We start from the raw sequence: 19,963 nt of genomic DNA on the forward strand, positions 1-19,963 counted from the left end.
AAGTTGACTTTGAAAATCGAAGTTATTAGGATTTATTAAGGAAGGTCATTATAATACCGTTTTTTAACCTTCAAATAAAAATTTGTTACAAGGGAGATGAGTGTATGGCAGGACAAATCCGTATGTCACCTGATCAACTACAAGCGAGAGCAAAAAAATATGGTGAAAGCTCACAACGAATTGATGAAATACTTAGGGACTTATCCAACCTACAAGAGGATCTAAGAGGAGAATGGGAAGGTCGCGCGTTCGAACGTTTCGATGATCAATTCCGTCAATTGTCTCCGAAAGTAAAAGACTTTTCTCAATTAATGCTTGAGATTGAATTGCAGTTAACGAAAACTGCAGAAGCAGTCGCTCAACAAGATGAAGCTTTATCACAAAACTTTGGACTTAGATAAAGCAAAAAATCAATTCTTCAATAAGAATGGGCTACATGACCTGTGTTATGTAGCTCATAAAATTTTAAAAAGTTTAGATACCCTCTGTCATACGCCATACTAAAGTTAGATGACCTCTTTCATTATAAGTACGAAAAAAATGTCTCATTTGTAGCAGGAGTTGAAATATAGTTCATGAAAATTATAGACAAACGATGGTTAGTATTTATTGTATTAATCATTATTTTAGCATCTGGATTATCTTTCCTAGCATTGAATCAGGAAAGCCATTCTACGCAAGTGGATAATAGTTTAAGTGATACGACCAGAATGAATATTGCTTTGGTTAACGAAGACCGTGGAGCTGTTTTTAATAATGGTGAATTAGCATTTGGTGATGCATTTGTAAAAAGCCTTGATAAAAATGATAACCACGAATGGTATGTCGTTAGTCGTGGTATTGCAGAAAGTGGTTTAGAAAATAATCAATACGATATGATGATTGTTATTCCAAATGATTTCTCTGAAAAGGCATTATCAATAGAATCTGAAGCACCCGAGCAAGTTGTCTTAAATTATAAAATTAATACTTCTAACAATGAAAAAGTAAAGACAGAAGCGGAAAAAACGGCAAGTACAATTTTGAACGATTTTAATCGTCAAATTATCGATGTTTATTTTGCTAGTATTATAGGTAATTTGCAAGTAGCACAAGATAATATTGCTAACATTGTAGATAAACAAAGGATGTATACAAATACATATAATAATGAAATATATAGTCCATTAGATAGCTACACAAGTCAGTTTAGCTCCATCAAGGACAATACCCAAATATCGAAGGATAGATTTAGTGGCTTTGAAGAAACGATGGAAAATTACGAAACCCAATTGGTGGAAGGAACAGAACTAGAACAAAACTATTTATCAACAATTAAGGAGGTTTCAGAGTTAGGTGAAAGTAATAGTCTCGTACTACTAGATTATTATGATTCATTTAATCAATTTAATCACGCTTTAAATCATAATAATGTTGAATCAAAACTTCAGGAATTACAAGCATCAAATAGAATGATTCAAGACCAATTTCACAAAAGAGATAATGTTCCAGTAACAACATATAGTCAAATCAAAAAACAAGAAGATAACATTGTATCAGGAGTTGCAGCTCTGCAAACTCATTTACAGACGTCTTTAACCAAAGTGGAAAAAGCACAGCAGTTACTAGAAGCAAGCCTAAATCCTGAGGGAGAAAATAGTTTTCAAGATAATGTGAGAGAAAGATTAGAAACCTTATTCAGTACCGCATTTACTGAAGATGATCAATTAAATATTAATAAATTATTTGAGAATCCTGATGGGAATGTAAGAAGCTATATTAATGAACAAATTAGGAGACTACCTTCATTAAATGTAGAAGAATTTGAAGGATATGATCTCCCATCAGAGACACTGACAGATATTAAGAATGTTATTGCAGTAACGAACAAATATAATCAGGAGATGGAATATGTTAAACCAGACGAGGAAGATGAAGAAATACTCTCTGAATATATTAATCGTTTAAAGGATCAACTAGCTAACAATGGGGTAACGATGCGGGATACGGTAATTCTTCCAGAAAATAAGGAATCTGATCAACTGTTTACTTTAAATATCCCTGAAGGTTTTTCGATTAAGAAATTAGAGTTGACACTGCCAGGCGGGAAGAATATTACCGTTCACGATTTAGAAGATAATAAACTTATACTTCCTAAGAATAAAGAGGGACAATTCTCAGTGGAATTGACACTTCTTTTAAACGATATAGATAAAAAACTTAATGTATTTAAGCCACTCACATGGAGCTGGGAAATCAACCAAGAATATACAACGAAAGACACGGATTCTAAACCAGAAATAGATGAGAGCGATGATATATCTGATAATGAATCAAATGCAAAAGAAGATGATTCAGAAATAATAAGAGATGATAATACACAAAGAGATGAAAATACAAGTACTAATTCAGTGGGCGAAACTTCGGAAAACGAAAAACAAACAGAAGTGACGTCTGTAGAAGAAACAACAGAAACTGATTTAGTGAATGAAGAAAATCCATCTAGTGAGGAGGCGGAATCAGAAGGTACTGATGAAGTCGACTCGATAAATGATGATTCAGATGAAAATGTTTCAGATAATGAAGTTGATTCTGGGGATATAAACGTTGGAAAAGATAATGCGAACAACAACGATACTTCTGATACTGAAGATGAGTCAAATGAGTCTTCTGACGAAACAGAAAACAAGAATGAAAATGGTGAAGATAAAGACGAAAATCAAGAGCCACAAGAACCACAAGAACCAATTGTAGAAAAAGTAAAAGAAATAAATAATACCATTCACCATAAAGTCATGAATTCAATTGACAATATGGATAACGTAACAAAAGATTTGTATCAACGAGTAATCAATACAGTAAGTCCTTACGAAAAACTATTTACTATGTATGAAATTTACTTTGGATTTGATATGGATAGTAAGGAATTAATAGAAGAATTAAGTGATAATCAATTAACAGATTTAGCTAGTGGGAAAGAACTTTCTCTTTACTATCTTTTTAATGAAAAGGATATTGCTGAATTACTTCAAGACTATGTTGTTAAACAAGTGACAGCAGATGTTACAGAAGAAATTCGAAATCCCTTAGAGAAATTACAGGAACGTATTCAACTATTCCATTTAGAATTAAATACAGCAAATCAAAATGTTGACAATCTAGCAGCACGTGTAGATGAAACAACGAACCAAGCAGCTATACTTAATGAGAATCTGGAAGGATTGTTAGGAGATGTGGCTAATTGGCGTGAGAATAGTTTGAATTTGGTTGAACAGCAGAATGAGGTTGTAGCAAATGACGATAGTGAAACAACGGCTATTCTAAATTTAGGAAATGAATTTCAACCGCTCCTGACTAAAAGTGAATTATTAGCAAACCAAGCCGAAACGAATGTTAATTCTGCAGAAGGTGTTTATGAGACATTTGATACGATTGATCAACAAGCAGATGTTATTCAAACGAGTGGAGTTAACATAGTGACCCAGGCAGAGGTATTGTCTGAAAATATGACGAATAAATTATTACAAGATCAGGACTTCGCAAGTAATTTTGCAGATGTTTTGGCAAATAGTCGTATTGGCGAAAGACAGAATGAAAACTTATATGATTTTCTATCGAATCCTGTCTTAACAAGCAATGAGGGTACAATTCGTGGTGCGTCTACAAGTGATACATTTACACCATATTACCTAGTGCTTATTTGTTTCATAATCGTTTTATTTACGGCATATGTTATTTCTACTCTTTATCAAAAGAAATCTGAAGGTGACCAATTTGAAACAGAGAAAACACTCATTTCTCTGAATACACCAATTACAATTGTTACGGCGGGTATAGGTGTGCTAGAAGGTATCATTGTGGGGGTAGTGTCAAGCTACTATCTACCAATTAGTGATGCGAATATGATTTTACTGATTGCGTTAATCATATTATTAACGACTGCTATGTTACTGATAGCTACTTATTTATTAAGACAACTAAGGATGATAGGGATGTTCCTATTACTTACCGTCCTTAGCCTGTATTTATTCTTAACGGATGCACTTGGGGCCACCACACGTGGTATGGAGTTTCTAGAAATTATCTCCCCGTTACAATATGTAGAAGCTTTGTTGAATAGATTAAATCAGGGAACTGTAAATTACTTTATTTCATTTCTAGTTATTATTGGTATGGCCATTCTAGGCGTTTTTGCTAATTTACTTGTAGTGCGTTATGGGAAACAAAAAGGGGATTTGGATGAAGATGAAAGGAAAACTGAAGCAATTTAGTATTTCGGTATTGTTTATCTTTCTGCTGGTATTTAGCCCTTATCAAATATCAGCAGAAACAGCCCCAACAACACCAGGAAGTCTGGAGTTGAAAATTGACCGAATTATTCAAGGTGAGGATGAAAGAACGATAATACAGGAAACAGAATTGGAAAAGGTATTTCCTACTCTATTTGAAGAAGAAACGAATGAGAAAATCGATGTAGTTGAAAAGGAAAAAGAAAGAACATTAGATGCGTTAGAAGAATCCTTGTTTAGGATGGAAAGTGTTAAAAATGTGACCCTACAGAATATAAAACAATCCTTGTTTTCCGATAACTATATCGTTACTGCATCCTCAACTTCCAGTGAGGTAAATGATAAAGAAAGCAATAATGGAATAGGAAATGTATTATTACTCTCTTTAACGATTGTGGGTTGTTTCCTTGCTGGAGGACTGTATCTGCTAATGAGAAAATCATTTGATTAGGAGTAATATAGAATGGCTCAAAAAACACATATTAATGTCACAATCGATTTAAGCCAGTTAATGGATGGAGGAGCATGTATTGATCTTCGTATTCCAATACATTTATCTGTTAAGCAATTGGTAAAGAAGGTAATGGAGGCATTAAATATAGCAGATAATGAAACCTACTCTACCATCAAAGTTGTAAATAAGAACTTATTGATTGCTGATGATGATCATCTAGCTGATTATCCAGTCACAGATGGAGATATTTTAGTTGTTATTCAACATTGATTGAAGCAATAGTTCGTTACATTCGGTGGTGAAAGAATCACCGCTGAATGTTATACATAATTGGTTGTGTCAATTACGAAGGAGTCAATTATTATGAAGGAAGTAACGATAAACTTTGAAAAAAATACATATCATTTTGTGATTGAAGAGAATAACTGGAAATTAACGCTTCCTAAATCACAAACGAAAGTAAAAGATATACGACAGATGGATATCATGTTAAATCCTTCTGACTTTTTTACTTTTAACACCGTTCAAGAAAAGGAAGATTCTTTTCTTCTAACTTATGAAGTAAATCAAGAAGATAAAAGGTGGGAGCAAGTCAAAAAATTAAATCGAAATGAAAAGCTAAGATTATTATGTAATGTTGGAAAGTTAGATCAATATCTGTCTTCTAGGATTACTTTCTTTCTCCATCCAGATAATCTTGTGTTCGATGATAATTTAATACCTAGGCTTATTTATAGAGGAATACGCGATATTGTACCACCATTTCATATGAATGAAAATGAATTTTTAAAACAGTATAAATGCCTTGTTATTGCACTTTTCACGAAAAAATATAGCTTCGATCAACTATATAATGGTTCCTTACAAAATGCAAAGGATACTGAATTTGAGCGTAAAATTATTGAAATCGAAGACCTTAAGAATTTGAAAGACTACCTTTTCGAGAGCTATCTAAGTGAACAAAAGAAAACAGAACGAACAATGGAAATTGTTCCTATTAAACGATTCCGCCTCTTTAAGCAATTGTCAATCATTATGATCATTGTTTCAATTTTTTTAGCGGCACCGCTTATATACTTCGGATTTATAAAAATTCCTTTCCAAGAAAATGTATTAGCTTCCCATGGTGAATTTTTAGCAAATGATTATGGAGGTGTGATTTCTACGTTGCAAGGAGAAGACCCTGATAGTCTACCTATGGAGACAAAGTATATACTTGCACAATCTTATATCAATGTGGAAAACCTCTCTGACCAAGAAAAAGAAGTTATTTTAAAAAATGTCAGTCTGAAAAGTGATGAAAATTATTTGCTTTATTGGATTTATAATGGACTTGGAAGATTTGACGACTCAATAGAAAAAGCTAAATATATGGATGATCCACAACTTGTTATGTATAGCCTTATTAAAAAAATTGAGCAGGCAAAAAACAATCCAGATCTAACTGGAACCGAGCGAGATAAGTTAGTAAATGACTTACAGGAGGAACTAGAAAGGTATATAAAAGATTATGATTTAAATGTAGAAGAAACGGAAGTTCAAGAGTCTCCTCTAGAAAACGAAAATACAGAAACAAAGAATGAAGAAGAAGTTGAATCAACCAATACCGATTCTTTGGAATCACACGAAGATGGAAAAGAAAAGGAAGAGACAGAGGAAAGCTAAAAGGAACATTTTAAATGCTGCATGAGTTCGTGTAGAGAGGAAGAAGATAATGGCAAATAAAATACTTATGGTAGCCTATAATAATCAATTACATAAATGCCATTTATATGATGATATACCAAAAGTTATAACAGTAGGACAGGAGTGGAGAGATACCATTACCTTTCCAACACTTAATCGATCGCAGTCCATTACGATTAACTGGAATGGCTTGGAATGTAAGATTGATGATGAAGAATTAAAAGGTCATTTATCGATAGCCGTTTTAAGTAAACCAATGGATTTTTATTTAATGAACGAGGAAAGTGTATCCATTTATGATATAGCTGGAAGGAAAACGATTACATTTGGACCTTCCTATAGTAGTGATATTGTATTAGATTCACAGTCCTCTGATTTCGTAATTTTAAGAAATAATATAAATAATCCTTTTCATCTTGAAGTTAATTGTGGAAATGTTTATCATAATCATTCCCAATGTGAGAGCGGTATTGTAGAAACTGGAGATCAAATATTTGTGGATGGAGTGCTTATTACGATTGGCCTAGAGGACATTCAAGTAATGGCTACGAATAAGCCAATTAACTCGAACTTGGTTGAGCTAGTTGAAGCGGATAATCCTTTTACAGGTGAGTATCCTGACTATCATCGTTCACCACGAATTATCTACCGAGAGCCAAATGAAAAGCGGGTGATTGCAAAACCATCCCATAAACCATCTAAACCAAGTGAACAATTAGCGCGTACGATTGTGCCACCATTAATCATGATTATTGCATTGATTATTATTTCTCTCGTTCAACCAAGAGGGATCTATATTATTGTAATGTTATCTGTGACAGTAGCAACCATAGTATTTTCCGTAACGTCTTATATCAAAAGTGTAAAAAAATATAAAACAGATATGAGAGAAAGAGAAGATAGTTATAAAGATTACTTACTTCGAAAAACAAGAGAGCTTTATTCAGCTAGTGAAGAACAGCGTCATGCATTAATGTATCATTACCCTTCGATAGATAAGATTCGCAAAATGGCTGTTAGTGTAGAATCAAGAATGTATGAAAAAACAGTATATCATCATGATTTCCTAAACTTTCGCGCAGGCTTAGGTAAAGCAAATGCAAGCTTCCATATTGAATTTAATGAGGAAGAATTTACCCAGGAAAAGGATGAATTAGTAGAAGAAGCCAGGGAGTTATTATCTGCGTATCAAGAAATTGGAGATGTACCTGTTGTCACTTCATTAAAAAAGGGACCTGTTGGGTATATTGGCGGACGCAGGTTAGTCATCGAACAATTACAGCTATTGGTGATGCAACTCTCTGTATTTCATAGCTATCATGACCTTCAGTTTATTAATATATTTCCAGAAGAAGAAAAGGATGAATGGGACTGGATGCGTTGGCTTCCACATGCCAGTTTACGAGATGTGAATGTACGCGGGTTTATATACCATGAACGTTCCCGGGATCAAGTGCTTTATTCTTTATATCAATTATTAAAAGAGCGAAAACAAATTCTTGATGAGACAAATAACAAGCAGGAGAAACCCTATTTTACTCCACACTTTGTTGTACTAATTACCGATGAAAAGTTGATTTTGGACCATAGTGTAATGGAATTCTTCAATGAAGATCCAAGTGATATAGGAGTAAGTCTTATTTTCGTTCAAGATGTAATGCATGCTTTACCAGAGCATGTTAAAACGGTTATAGATATTCGTGATGCAAAAGATGGGAAAATTATTCTAGAGCAGGGTGAATTAGTAGAAAAAAAATTCTTGCTTGATCATTTCCCTAAGGATTTTAATAAAGAAGAAGTTTCCCGGGCATTGGCACCAATTAATCACTTGCAAAATCTAAAAAATTCCATACCAGAGAATGTTACTTTTCTTGATATGTATAAAGTAGAAAAAGTCGGTGAATTAAACATTTCTAGTAGATGGAATACAAATGAAAGTTATAAAAGTTTGGCTGTCCCACTCGGATTACGTGGAAAAGAGGATATTGTACAGTTGAATCTCCATGAAAAAGCGCATGGTCCACATGGATTAATTGCTGGAACAACTGGATCAGGGAAATCAGAAATCATTCAATCTTATATCATATCGCTTGCAGTGAATTTCCATCCATATGAAGTGGCTTTTTTACTTATTGATTATAAAGGTGGGGGAATGGCAAATTTATTTAGAAAACTGCCCCATCTACTAGGAACAATTACTAACTTAGACAAGGCACAGTCGATGCGTGCACTTGCATCCATAAAAGCTGAATTGCAAAGAAGACAGCGGATCTTTGGGGAGCATAATGTTAACCACATCAATCAGTATCAGAAGTTATATAAACAAGGAAAAGCTAGCAAACCAATGCCTCATTTGTTTTTAATCTCCGATGAATTCGCGGAATTGAAATCAGAGCAACCAGATTTTATGAAGGAACTTGTATCGACCGCCCGAATTGGCCGCTCCTTAGGTATCCATTTAATTTTAGCAACACAAAAGCCTAGTGGTGTAGTGGATGATCAAATCTGGTCGAACTCTAAATTCAAATTAGCATTGAAGGTACAAAATGCAAGTGATTCCAATGAGATTCTAAAAACGCCAGACGCAGCAGAAATTACGTTACCAGGCCGTGCTTATTTACAGGTAGGGAATAATGAAATTTATGAATTATTCCAGAGTGCCTGGAGTGGTGCAGACTATGTTCCTGAAAGGGATAACTATGAGCATATTGATACAACAATCTATGCAATTAATGAATTAGGACAATACGATATTTTAACGACAGATCTTAGTGGGTTAGAACATAAGGATACCATTGAAAAAACACCGACCGAATTAGAAGCAGTCATTGACTATATTGCTTCATTTGCTAAAGATGAAGCGTTAGAACCGTTACCGAGACCTTGGCTACCACCATTGCCAGAACAAATACTTCCAGGAGATATACATTCCATTCCATTTGAGGAAGCTTGGCTAAAACCGAAACAGCCATTGGTTGCAACAATTGGTTTAATGGACCAACCTGAATTACAATCTCAGTCCCCAATTTCCATAAATGTAACAAAAGATGGACATCTAGCAGTATTCTCAAGTCCTGGTTACGGAAAGTCCACATTCTTGCAAACAGTAGTAATGGATTTAGTTCGTCAGCATAATCCAGAACAACTAAATTTATATTTACTCGATTTCGGTACAAATGGATTGCTACCGTTAAAAGATATCCCGCATGTGGCTGATACAATCCTCATTGATGAGGAAGAGAAGATTGGAAAGCTAATTCGGCTTCTAACCAATACGATAAAAGAACGTAAGCAGAAACTAAGTCAGTTTGGTGTAGCTAACATCGAGATGTATGAGAAGGCAAGTGGGGACAATGTTTCTAATATTTGTATTGTAATTGATAACTACGATACGATTCGTGATGTAGAATTTGGAAATGAATTTGAAAAAATAATTACGCAAATTGCACGTGAAGGTTCAAGTGTTGGTATTCATTTAATGATCAGTGCAGGAAGACAAAGTGCAATGCGGATGCCACTAATATCCAACATAAAGACCCAGGTTGCTCTTTATTTAATTGAGGAGACTGAGGTCCGTTCTATTGTAGGAAGAACAGACATTGAGCTAGAAGAGATTAAGGGTAGGGGATTAGTTAAATTAGATGAACCAACACTTTTCCAAACAATGTTGCCGACTGATCAAGCTGAAAACTTATTACAAATACAGGCAATAAAAGAGGAAGTAAAGCTTATGCGCGAAAGTTGGGACGGCGAACTTCCAATGTCTATTCCAATGGTGCCGGAAATACTTGACTTTAATAAATTTAAAAAATGGAAAGAAACGCAGGAAATCTTTGCAAAACAAGAAGTTACTTTTGCAGTGGATATGGTTGATGTCAGGCCAGTACCTATCCGTATCGAAAGAGAATCCCCATTTAAAGTGGTTGGGGTTGATTATCATAAGGTAGTTGACACGGTGAGCATTATGATTGATTCGTGTAATGAGCAATCGAAGACAGAGGTCATTGTTATTGATAATGAAGAGTACACTTTTTCCGAATATAGCAGAGCCCAATGTAATTACGGAGTTGGAAAAGCATATTTCACACAAATTTTTGATACGATTCATGGATGGTACGAAAATAGAAGGAATGCAGTGAGTGAACTACGAAAAAACAATGCTTCACATGAAGAAATTAATGCATTAAAGAATGAAATGAACTTAGTTGTTATCTTTATTACGGACATTTTAATGCTGAAGAATAAATTGGACTTGACGATGGAAGGAGACTTTATTCAATTATTGAAGCAATCCAAGGATTATAATATTGGGTTTGTGTTTGCTGGTCCAATAACAGCACTTGAAGGCTACGATGATTTAACGAAATACCTACGAGATGCTGGATCATCTATTGTATTCTCTGAACTAAAAAATCAAAATGTCTTTAATGTTTCTAACCGAATTATGCATGAGAAAAAATTAGAAGCATATGAAGCGTATTATATTACTGGGAATATGCAAACCAAAATCAAAACAGCAAAAAGGGAGGTTTTTGAACATGAAACTGTTTAATGTAAGTGAACTACCGGTTTGTATTAATGATACAGACTTAAAAGGAAAGCTTTATGTCTCCTTTCAAATTGGAGCTGGGTTTGCTTCTCGAAGAATTATCGTTGATGGTTCCGAAACCATTATTGGCTCTGCAACGGCGAAAGTGTATTTCAACTATTTAAAAATCATTTTAAAAAAGAAGTACCATTTAGATGTTGATTGTAGAGTAACGATGAATCAGAGCAGTATTTATTGGGAATCAACCCCTGAAAAATGTGTAGGTGAGTTACAGAACGTTGTTAATGAACTTTTCCTTGCATCTATTGAAGAATCAATATTTGTAAAAGAAAAAGAGGATACAATTGAAAGATATAAAAACAATTATAAGCATTTGGAGTTTCGTGGGAGAATGCAAATACTGGAATTTGCCGATAAAAATAAGAACTTTCGTCTAAGCCAACTATCTACCGATTTACTACATGTTGATTTGGGGAAAGTTAGTTTTATGCGAGAACATCTATTCTTTCCGGGAAATATGTTTGTATTTATCCATGGAAATGAGAACCAAAAGCAGTTAGAAACCGTAAGTATACCAGATAAGAAAACGGCTGAGGTTGAACAGGTACATCATTTACAGGATTTTAACTTTTTGCAAGATGAAGTACTACAGAGACAGATGAATGGAAGCTATCAATGTGGTGGAATAAAATTTGATCGAAACCCTACAACGGTAGATTTAACATTGGAACATGCGGTATTAAGTATTATTGGAGAAATTCTATTTCAAGGGCTGCATGAAGTGAAAGTAGACAGAATGGATGCAAGTATACTTTATTATGAAACACCATTAAAAAAATATAAATTACGTGTTTTTGATTGCATTACTGAAGTAAATATAGAAAAGGCAAAAGAAGAAATAATGAATAAAATGGATGTTTTGGTTGGAAGGAAACCAAAGGAATTTGTTCTATTAGCAGGTAAGCTTTATTTCAATAACATTGATATCTATTTATGGTTTGCATACATCAAGTCAATTAATCGTAAGCAAATGGAAGATTTTCTAAACATGAGAGATTACAAAGTAAGAGAAGGATATGTAAATTATTATAAGGAAGGGGATAAATATGGCGTCATCTAATGAAGTGTTTATAAACCCTGTAGGATTAGATTCAGACACTTCGGCTTTTGATAGTACAACATCAGGTATTTCGAATATAAAAGCAAACGGTGTATTAGAAGTGAAAAAGAAAACGATATTGGATTCGATGGATACAATGATTTTCATAATAGAAACGTTTAATCAATGTGTGGAAGAATATGTTGCTTTATCAAATAAAGATGTTGAAGAAATAAAATCAATGAAAGAACAATGGGTTATGACAGATACGAAGATTGCCAGTGATATCGAGGGGAAGTGACCTGATGCCAAGATTAGTGAACGAAGAATTAAGCGAATTAAATGAGAAATTAAAGACATATAAAGAAGAATTATCCACTGCAGTATATGAACAATACAAGACAGCATTGGTACTTTCAAATACAAATAATCTGAGGGGAAATACTGGAGACTCCTTAAAGAATTATATAAACTTGGTACACATTAACCTAACTCAAAAAATTATCAATATTGCTTCGGAACTAACGGAAGCAATGAATCTTATGGAGCAGGAATTTATTAATTATGAAAATAACAAGTCAGGAATAGTTGGCTCTGGAACACTTGGGGATGTGAAGGAATCCGTTCAAGACGCTAGAAATAAGTTTGATGATTTACATGCTCGATCAGGAAGCTTGTTAAGTAAAGCTTCTGAATTTATTGCAACGACGTCCCTTCCGGTTGGAATGGTTAATTCTTCCTATAGTAGTGTGATCAGAAAGGTGAATGATACAAAAACAGGGCTGGAAGAGCGTGACTCAAAAGTCTCTGCTGATTTGAGAAGTGTTAAGGACCGAATAGAATCTTTAAAACAACAAATCTATGATATTACAAATGGTTATCATGGAGATAATGGGATTGATTATAGTAAAGTAAGTAATATTCAAAGTGAAGCATGGTATTCTAATGAAGGTAAGGCTGCTTTTAATCAAATGCTAGAAGATGATCCCTTTCGAAATGATGCAGGTCATGCATCGGTTTGGGAGGATCAATGGGTTACTGGACATAATCAGGATATCTTTATTGCTGCAGATGCTTCTGCATTAAGTGCAACTGGTTCTACAACTGTTTCAGATGGAAATACACGTTATGAAGGAAATGCAAGTGCTCTAAATGGAACAACCCACGGTCAATTAACAGAATATGCAACTTTAGATGGCAGTGCTAGCATATTAGGTGCGAATGGACACCTAGAATTTGGTGATGATGGCCTTGATTTAAGTGGTGATGTAAATCTTGCGAAAGTGGAAGCTAGTGGAATGATAGGAAATAAAATTTTTAATGGACATGTAAATGCCAGTGCCGATGCCTTTACAGCAAATGGAAGTTTTGTTGTAAAACCGCCAGATGATAAAGGGGACTATAATTATAATATTGGCGGAAGAGTTTCAGGGGCAAGTGCACAGGTGGATGCGGGAATTACTTTATTAGGTGCAGATGCACTCTCAGGAGAAGTTGAGGAAAACAGTACTGGTCTGAAGGAAAAGAAATCTCTGCTCGGAGCAGATGTAAGTGCAAGTATTGGTTTCCAGGCAGGAGCAGAAGCGGAACTTTCTCAATCAACCGTTTTTGAATCAGAATATTTAGATGTGGAAGCAAATACGGTAAAAGTAGATCTCTCTCTTGTTGTTGGAGTCAAACTGAGTTTGAGTTTCCCTACAGTTGATTTGAAATGGCCATGGTAAAAACAATAGAATCTTTAGGTGGGTGATATTGATGCAAGAAGAATTAGAATCACTTCAAACGAGCTATAGTTCAAAACAGCAACAACTAAATGCTTGTACGAATCAAGTAACTTCCTTAAACGCAAAAATTCAAAGAATCGAATCCATTATAGGGGAATTTACCAATTTTAAAAGTGACTTAATAGACCATCGGAATGATGTTAAAATAGTAGCTAATAAAGATTATACTTATTGGCAAGGGGATTTATTTGATAATTATCATGATGAAATAAAAGATCAGTTAGTAAATGATAGTCTAAAAGAATATATTCGAAGCATTGATGATAATTTGGATAATCTAAATAATGAAAAAATGCGCTTAGAAAATGAAGTATATAGTACGGAAGGTTTGATTGGAAGCATTAAATCTGCACTAAATTGGTTAGGTACAAAAATTGATAATCTATTAAATTAGTAAGTACAATGAAGGTGAGGATGCATGTGGGACAAATAAGCATAGTTCTGGCAAACGCACATATGGAACAATTAAAAGACGAAGGAATACAAAGAGAGCTACGTGACGTGCAAACGTTTTTTGACGCAAATGATTTCCCATTTAAGGATGGAACTGTTAATTTTGTTATATTAAGAGGTTTGTATAACCATATAGAGAAAATAATGACGATTGTTGGAGTGTTTGTCAATAAAACTGGAAAAACAATTGATGAGTTAAAAGGAACCGTGGCATTTGATTTAGCAGAAGAAAAATCAAATGCAAAGTTTGCAGAACTAGATTTTCATTTTCAATCTAACTTTTTAGGCAAGTTAGAAAAAGATTCTGGGTTCATTATCCATATTCAAGTTCCTGCAAGTGGATTAGATAAGAATAAAGACGTGTACAATGCAACAGAACTCACTGGAGAAGTAAAAGGTGTAGAGATAAATACAGTAGGTGAATCGAATAACACGCAATGAAGAACAATCAACGGAAGATAATGAAACCAACCAGCGTGAAAATAATATTAAAATAGTTCTAGCAGACACACAAGGATCAACTAAATAATGAAGGGATACAAAAAGAATGTAACTTTCAATCTACTTTTTAGGTGAATTAAAAAATAATCATGGATTTCTCATCCATATCGATGTTCCTACTAACGGTTTAGATGCCGATAAAGAACTTTAAGATGTACTGAGATCACTGGGGAAGTAAAAGGTGTAGAAGTAATATTATATTCGCAGATGAGTAGTCAAAATATAGATATCCAAGGAGTATGCGGAAATGAATGGTGAAAAAGAAGCATGGAATCTATTAAATAGTTCCACTAAGAAATCATACCGTTTCAGTATCATAATTCCAATAATATTTGCGATTACGGTTGTTACTGTAGTTCTAGGTGGGGTTTTATTAACGGATTCTGCTGAGGAGGCGTATTCGTTTTTATATATTGGTTGTGCCATTGGCTTTTCCATTATGCTTATTTTTTATATCATTAATTGGTTTTTCTGTTTAAGTTTTTTAAAGGAATATAAAAAAATACAAATTAATGATGAAAAATTAAAACGATTGCTTTCCTTTAATAAAATATGCTGCATCCTTTTTATGATTCCGATTACTTTTCTTTTTGGAATGTTTGGATTTCAAAAGGCAAAAATATTTGCTAGAGGAACTTATCGAAAAGGAACATTGGATGAAATATTATATAAAGTTTTTATACTACGATAGGGTATACACAATTGAAAAGGAGTTTTAATCATGAAAAAGTTATTGACATTAATTACAATCGTTACATTTATACTAGTGGGTTGTTCTGGGACTAGTGATGATGAAAGTGTAGAGGATACAAATAATGATACCAGTGAAAGTACGACAGAGACAGAGGAAAATGTTACGGAAGCTGACGAAAATGTGCCTGAAGAGACAGAAACGAATAACTTGACAGTACAAGTCTTAAAACTAGATGAAGAAGCAGGATTAACTTTAGATAATAATGATTTATATAAAGAATTAACTCGTGTTATTAATGAAGATCCAAATATTGGAACACCAAATGATTTTAGTATGCACACCATAAACTCTGTAAATGAAGAAAAAGAAAATGCTGCATTCATTTTTATGGCGATTAATCGAACAGATATGCCAATGAAAAATATAACTTTCAACTTTTCAATGGGATATAAAGATGGAGAAATGATTTGGGAAAACGAGCAAATTGCTTTATTAGAAGATACGGCAGGTGTGCTACAACCAAATTCTGCTGTTCCAGTGATAATGGCTATGAATCCCAAGCAAGATGAACAAATTGATAGTCTTACATCCGAAAACGCAGTATTGGAATTAAGTAATTTTGAATATGAAACTGCTGAATAAGGATGAGTCAAGTCTCACGATTATTAACTCGTGGGGCTTTTTATGTTTTCCTCGGATATATCAGTAAAACAGCGGATATATATTTAGTGAGATATTTGTGAAAAATGCTTATCACCTATTTGTGATAAGCATTTATTCTTTAGAACTTAAATTCTATTTCTTTGTCTTCCTGATTTTCTAACCCCTTCATATATTTCATTCGCTTTTGTGCAGATGCCCCGCTTACTTGTTCATCTGCATGGTATGAAGACCGAACGAGTGGCCCTGCTTCACAATGTGTAAATCCCTTTTTTAGTGCTATCTCTTTTAGCTCTTCAAACTCGTCTGGATGATAATATCGCTCAACGTTAAGATGTTGCTTCGTTGGCTGTAAGTACTGGCCAATTGTCATAATGTTCACGTCATGTGCTAACAAATCATCCATCGCTTGAAGGATTTCTTCTTTTTCTTCTCCTAGCCCTACCATAATGCTAGATTTTGTTGGTATTTCTGGAGAAATCTCCTTCACACGTTTCAATAATTGTAAGGAACGATCATAGGTAGCTCTGGCACGGACGCTTTTCGTTAATCGTCGGACGGTTTCGATGTTGTGATTGAAAATATCTGGTTTACTATCCATTAGTGCATGTAAGCTTTCATAATCGCCTTTCATGTCAGATGGTAAGATTTCAATGGTACACCCAGGATTTTTCCTACGAATTGCCCGAACTGTTTCAGCAAAGACTGCAGCACCACCATCATTTAAGTCATCTCGTGCAACAGCTGTCACGACAACATGTTTCAGTCCCATTACTTGTACAGAATCTGCAACACGTTCCGGCTCTCCCCAATCGAGTTCATTTGGAAGGCCAGTTTTTACAGCACAAAAGCGGCAGCCACGTGTACAGGTATCACCTAGAATCATAAAGGTTGCCGTTTTTCTTTCGCTCCAGCATTCGTGAATATTTGGACAACGTGCTTCTTCACAAACGGTATTTAAGCGGTTATCGCGCATTAACTTCTTTAATCCAGTATAGGATTTATTTGTATTTAACTTGATTTTTAACCATTCTGGCTTACGAACATGTTCATAATGTTTAGGCATTTTTAATAGGCTCCTTCAATATTCTTTTAAAATTCCATTCATCTGATCGATACTTCTTTGCTGCTAATTCATATACTTCATCCCATTGCTCTGTGGAGAGTTCAAAGGGAAGGAGGGAAATATTTAAAGCCGTTTGGAATCCTTTATAGAAGGCTTCCTTCATTAAATTGTACGTATGAACTTTGTTTGTTAACTGATTGATTGTAATTGCCTTCTCTTGAAATGCATCTCGTTTTCTAATTTTCACTTTTTCGGAAGGGAAGCGGAACAAATCATACAGCATATCGATGTTCATGCTCATTGGAATAGAACCATGCTGCAATAAAACACCCTTTTTCCTTGTCTGTGCATTACCTGATAGTTTTTTACCGTCAACAACCATTTCATAGAATGCTGCTTTTTCGAAACAAACAGCAGTTCGCTCTTTAGCAGCACTTCTGTCTGGGTATGCAAAATCAACCTGAATACCTAAATGCTTAAATCCTTCATAAAGTCCTTTTGATAATACGTGATATGCTTCACGTATGGAGGTGGGAATAGCTGGATGGTCTTCTGATACGACTATACTATATGTCAGCTCATCATCATGTAGAACAGCGCTACCACCCGTTAATCGCCGAACGAACTGACAATTATATTTATGAATAGCATCAAAGTCGATGGATTTATGTACCTTTTGAAACTGTCCTGCCGATAATGTAGGGTCCTTCCAACCATAGAATCGTAATGTTGGTTGTATTTTATCTTCACTGTGCCAACTTAATAATAATTCATCTAAGGCCATATTTACTGCTGCATCCTGATGGCCACTATCTAGGAAATACCATTCTTCTGACAAGATTTCACCTCCTTTGTTGATGGAATTATTTTATTATTTAAAGTTGTTAATTATTACCACAATCCTATCAATTCTGTATTTTCTTGTAAAGGTTTTAAACGGTGTGGAATTTGTAATTTGGTAGTAATGTCTACAAAAAATGTGGTTGGATAAGTTATCCAACCACATTTTCGTATATCTTATCTAATTTTCTTTCAAAAAGATCCATATGAACGATTCTTGCTTCCCGTACATATTCTTTACCATCGATAAAAAGAAGTAGAACAGGGATAGTAAAAATAGAAAAACGACCAGCTATTTCTTCAACTTCGGCTGCATCAACATGACCTAGCTCTATTTTGGGGTACTTGTCCATTAATGACTTTACTTGAGGTAGAAGGCTATGACATACACTGCAATTTTGTCTAGAGATGTAGAGAAAGGATAGTTGATGATCACTGATAAATGCATCCACTTTTTCTATAGTTGTTATTTCTTCAAAGTCTCTCATTAAATTACCTCACGTTCTCTAAAATGTTCATCTGTCTTAGGGGAAGTTAACTATACAAATCCTATTAAAAAGAATATAAATAATATATATCTAGACATCAACTGTTTAGATGAAGTTTTTTCCTTCGACTCATGATTATACTCTTACTTGAAGCCTAGTGAACTAGGCTTTTTTTTATGGCAAATATTTGGTAAAACTTGACCAACTTCATTTCTTTTCAACAGTTATTAATTATGATGATGACATAAAGAGCTTCCACACGTAAAGGGCTGGTTTGTGTTCATTTAGTTTCTTTGATGCTTATCCGTGATGGATGGAATGCTTTAAAGGTATAGAATCTAAATTCAAATCCTTCTGGAGATTCCTGACAAATATAAGTATCGTTTACAATATGTTTATCAAAGGAATTGAAGGTGATGTATTTGAAAAGCCGCTTAAAGGAGCTTCGAGCACGTGAGGGCTTTAATCAAACACAGCTTGCGAAACTTGCAAGGGTATCTAGACAAACGATTAGTTTAAGCTTTATTGTAACGGAAAGCTTATTTATGATTATCACATCAATAGCCATACTGGTCATTACCTTCTTATTAACCCATAACCTACCCCAATTAATGCAAAAGTTAAATCCGGAGTGCAATATACCAAGTACTTCTGACACTGATTATATTCAAAACATACTCGATGTTGCAAACGATGGTGAAAAACAGGTGAGTAGATGGGTTATATAAATCACAAAACTTATTAAATACTACGCTAGTTGCTGCTATTATATTATCTACTATCTATTCCATTAGTAGAGAAAGTTCACAGTCCTTTTCCATTATCCTTATGGCAGTGGTATTGTTAGTGGCTAATTGTAAATATTTGTTTGTTGTTCGAAATAAGTAAATAAAGAGGGTAGCCAGACTACTTTTTTTAGTTGCTTTTAGGCATGAATATAAGATTAAAAAACTTGACCTGGGTCAAGGAAGCGAATAGACAATTATTTTATAATAAATCCATAATAAAACAAAGGAGAAATTATAAAATGATGAAAACAGCAAAATTCCAATTAGAACCGTTAACTTGCCCATCTTGTATAAAAAAGATAGAAACAAAATTAGGAAAAATGGATGGAGTTGATGAGGCAAAAGTTTTATTCAACTCAAGTAAAGTGAAAGCAACTTATAATGAGGAAGCGGTAAGTGCAGATCAATTACAAGAACTGATTGAAAAACTAGGTTACCCAGTATTGAATTAAAATGAAACGTGGCAAGCTACTTGTAGCTTGCCCGTTTCATTTATCCCGAGAAGAGAGCATTTATCCCGAGAAGAGAGCATTTATCCCGAGAAGAGAGCATTTATCCCGAGAAGAGAGCATTTATCCCGAGAAGAGAGCATTTATCCCGAGAAGAGAGCATTTATCCCGAGAAGAGAGCATT

18 protein-coding genes and 1 pseudogene are annotated in these 19,963 nt (G+C 34.4%); 16 read left to right on the top strand and 3 right to left on the bottom strand.

Going from position 1 to position 19,963, the window contains the following annotated elements; all coding sequences use genetic code 11:
* The first annotated feature begins 104 nt into the window (after positions 1-104).
* The 13 genes from D8M05_RS06170 to D8M05_RS06230 all read left to right on the top strand — a co-directional run bounded on the left by D8M05_RS06170 (position 105) and on the right by D8M05_RS06230 (position 16,130).
* A complete protein-coding gene (locus D8M05_RS06170) occupies positions 105-401 on the top strand; it encodes a WXG100 family type VII secretion target (protein WP_121129721.1) in 297 nt (98 codons plus the stop codon).
* 174 nt (positions 402-575) lie between these two features.
* Positions 576-4,250: a type VII secretion protein EsaA gene (esaA, locus tag D8M05_RS06175; RefSeq protein WP_121129722.1), complete on the top strand. Its 3,675-nt coding sequence runs from the start codon at positions 576-578 to the stop codon at positions 4,248-4,250.
* Positions 4,219-4,719 carry a type VII secretion protein EssA gene (gene essA / locus D8M05_RS06180; RefSeq protein WP_183072722.1) on the top strand — a complete coding sequence of 167 codons (501 nt, stop codon included), beginning with the start codon at positions 4,219-4,221 and terminating at the stop codon, positions 4,717-4,719. The genes esaA and essA overlap by 32 nt, the downstream gene beginning before the upstream one ends.
* Positions 4,720-4,731: 12 nt before the next feature.
* Positions 4,732-4,992, top strand: coding sequence for an EsaB/YukD family protein (locus D8M05_RS06185; protein ID WP_121129726.1), 261 nt, complete (start codon positions 4,732-4,734; stop codon positions 4,990-4,992).
* Between the two features lie 93 nt (positions 4,993-5,085).
* The gene (essB, locus tag D8M05_RS06190; protein ID WP_121129728.1) at positions 5,086-6,387 is read left to right on the top strand and encodes a type VII secretion protein EssB; all 1,302 of its coding nucleotides are present in this window, start codon (positions 5,086-5,088) and stop codon (positions 6,385-6,387) included.
* Between the two features lie 49 nt (positions 6,388-6,436).
* Positions 6,437-10,960 carry a type VII secretion protein EssC gene (essC, locus tag D8M05_RS06195; RefSeq protein ID WP_121129730.1) on the top strand — a complete coding sequence of 1,508 codons (4,524 nt, stop codon included), beginning with the start codon at positions 6,437-6,439 and terminating at the stop codon, positions 10,958-10,960.
* Complete coding sequence (locus D8M05_RS06200; RefSeq protein ID WP_121129733.1) at positions 10,947-12,077, top strand: hypothetical protein; 1,131 nt, start codon at positions 10,947-10,949, stop codon at positions 12,075-12,077. Before essC ends, D8M05_RS06200 begins: the two co-directional genes overlap by 14 nt.
* A complete protein-coding gene (locus tag D8M05_RS06205) occupies positions 12,064-12,357 on the top strand; it encodes a hypothetical protein (protein ID WP_121129735.1) in 294 nt (97 codons plus the stop codon). Before D8M05_RS06200 ends, D8M05_RS06205 begins: the two co-directional genes overlap by 14 nt.
* Positions 12,358-12,361: 4 nt before the next feature.
* A complete protein-coding gene (locus D8M05_RS06210; protein WP_121129737.1) occupies positions 12,362-13,780 on the top strand; it encodes a T7SS effector LXG polymorphic toxin in 1,419 nt (472 codons plus the stop codon).
* 31 nt (positions 13,781-13,811) lie between these two features.
* Positions 13,812-14,234, top strand: a complete 423-nt coding sequence (locus D8M05_RS06215; RefSeq protein ID WP_121129739.1) for a DUF5082 family protein — start codon at positions 13,812-13,814, stop codon at positions 14,232-14,234.
* Between the two features lie 26 nt (positions 14,235-14,260).
* Positions 14,261-14,734, top strand: coding sequence for a hypothetical protein (locus D8M05_RS06220; protein ID WP_121129741.1), 474 nt, complete (start codon positions 14,261-14,263; stop codon positions 14,732-14,734).
* 307 nt (positions 14,735-15,041) lie between these two features.
* Positions 15,042-15,485 (top strand): hypothetical protein, encoded by a 444-nt coding sequence (locus D8M05_RS06225; protein WP_121129743.1) that lies wholly within the window; start codon positions 15,042-15,044, stop codon positions 15,483-15,485.
* A 30-nt stretch (positions 15,486-15,515) separates the two neighbouring features.
* On the top strand, positions 15,516-16,130 hold the full coding sequence (locus tag D8M05_RS06230) for a hypothetical protein (protein WP_121129745.1): 615 nt from the start codon (positions 15,516-15,518) through the stop codon (positions 16,128-16,130).
* Between the two features lie 139 nt (positions 16,131-16,269).
* On the opposite strand, the gene lipA is transcribed toward D8M05_RS06230, so the two are convergent.
* The 3 genes from lipA to D8M05_RS06245 all read right to left on the bottom strand — a co-directional run bounded on the left by lipA (position 16,270) and on the right by D8M05_RS06245 (position 18,542).
* On the bottom strand, positions 16,270-17,214 hold the full coding sequence (gene lipA, locus D8M05_RS06235) for a lipoyl synthase (protein WP_121129747.1): 945 nt from the start codon (positions 17,212-17,214) through the stop codon (positions 16,270-16,272).
* Entirely contained in the window at positions 17,207-18,052 is an 846-nt protein-coding gene (locus D8M05_RS06240; protein WP_121129750.1) for a lipoate--protein ligase family protein, read from the bottom strand. Before D8M05_RS06240 ends, lipA begins: the two co-directional genes overlap by 8 nt.
* 154 nt (positions 18,053-18,206) lie before the next feature.
* Positions 18,207-18,542, bottom strand: a complete 336-nt coding sequence (locus D8M05_RS06245; protein WP_121129752.1) for a thioredoxin family protein — start codon at positions 18,540-18,542, stop codon at positions 18,207-18,209.
* 422 nt (positions 18,543-18,964) lie between these two features.
* Here D8M05_RS06245 and D8M05_RS06250 point away from each other — a divergent pair.
* The 3 genes and pseudogenes from D8M05_RS06250 to D8M05_RS20390 all read left to right on the top strand — a co-directional run.
* Positions 18,965-19,060: pseudogene (locus D8M05_RS06250) on the top strand (helix-turn-helix domain-containing protein); the annotation flags it as partial.
* Positions 19,061-19,572: 512 nt separating this feature from the next.
* Positions 19,573-19,782, top strand: coding sequence for a heavy-metal-associated domain-containing protein (locus D8M05_RS06255; protein WP_121129873.1), 210 nt, complete (start codon positions 19,573-19,575; stop codon positions 19,780-19,782).
* Between the two features lies 1 nt (position 19,783).
* On the top strand, positions 19,784-19,963 hold a 180-nt coding region (locus D8M05_RS20390; RefSeq protein WP_220667577.1), incomplete at its 3' end, for a hypothetical protein.

This window comes from Oceanobacillus bengalensis, assembly GCF_003628445.1.
Classification (GTDB): domain Bacteria; phylum Bacillota; class Bacilli; order Bacillales; family Amphibacillaceae; genus Oceanobacillus; species Oceanobacillus bengalensis.

Bases quoted from the DNA above. Each gene is read 5' to 3' on its own strand.
- D8M05_RS06170 (WP_121129721.1), top strand. From the start codon at position 105: ATGGCAGGACAAATCCGTATGTCACCTGATCAACTACAAGCGAGAGCA.
- esaA (WP_121129722.1), top strand. From the start codon at position 576: ATGAAAATTATAGACAAACGATGGTTAGTATTTATTGTATTAATCATT.
- essA (WP_183072722.1), top strand. From the start codon at position 4,219: ATGAAGATGAAAGGAAAACTGAAGCAATTTAGTATTTCGGTATTGTTT.
- D8M05_RS06185 (WP_121129726.1), top strand. From the start codon at position 4,732: ATGGCTCAAAAAACACATATTAATGTCACAATCGATTTAAGCCAGTTA.
- essB (WP_121129728.1), top strand. From the start codon at position 5,086: ATGAAGGAAGTAACGATAAACTTTGAAAAAAATACATATCATTTTGTG.
- essC (WP_121129730.1), top strand. From the start codon at position 6,437: ATGGCAAATAAAATACTTATGGTAGCCTATAATAATCAATTACATAAA.
- D8M05_RS06200 (WP_121129733.1), top strand. From the start codon at position 10,947: ATGAAACTGTTTAATGTAAGTGAACTACCGGTTTGTATTAATGATACA.
- D8M05_RS06205 (WP_121129735.1), top strand. From the start codon at position 12,064: ATGGCGTCATCTAATGAAGTGTTTATAAACCCTGTAGGATTAGATTCA.
- D8M05_RS06210 (WP_121129737.1), top strand. From the start codon at position 12,362: ATGCCAAGATTAGTGAACGAAGAATTAAGCGAATTAAATGAGAAATTA.
- D8M05_RS06215 (WP_121129739.1), top strand. From the start codon at position 13,812: ATGCAAGAAGAATTAGAATCACTTCAAACGAGCTATAGTTCAAAACAG.
- D8M05_RS06225 (WP_121129743.1), top strand. From the start codon at position 15,042: ATGAATGGTGAAAAAGAAGCATGGAATCTATTAAATAGTTCCACTAAG.
- D8M05_RS06230 (WP_121129745.1), top strand. From the start codon at position 15,516: ATGAAAAAGTTATTGACATTAATTACAATCGTTACATTTATACTAGTG.
- lipA (WP_121129747.1), bottom strand. From the start codon at position 17,214: ATGCCTAAACATTATGAACATGTTCGTAAGCCAGAATGGTTAAAAATC.
- D8M05_RS06245 (WP_121129752.1), bottom strand. From the start codon at position 18,542: ATGAGAGACTTTGAAGAAATAACAACTATAGAAAAAGTGGATGCATTT.
- D8M05_RS06255 (WP_121129873.1), top strand. From the start codon at position 19,573: ATGAAAACAGCAAAATTCCAATTAGAACCGTTAACTTGCCCATCTTGT.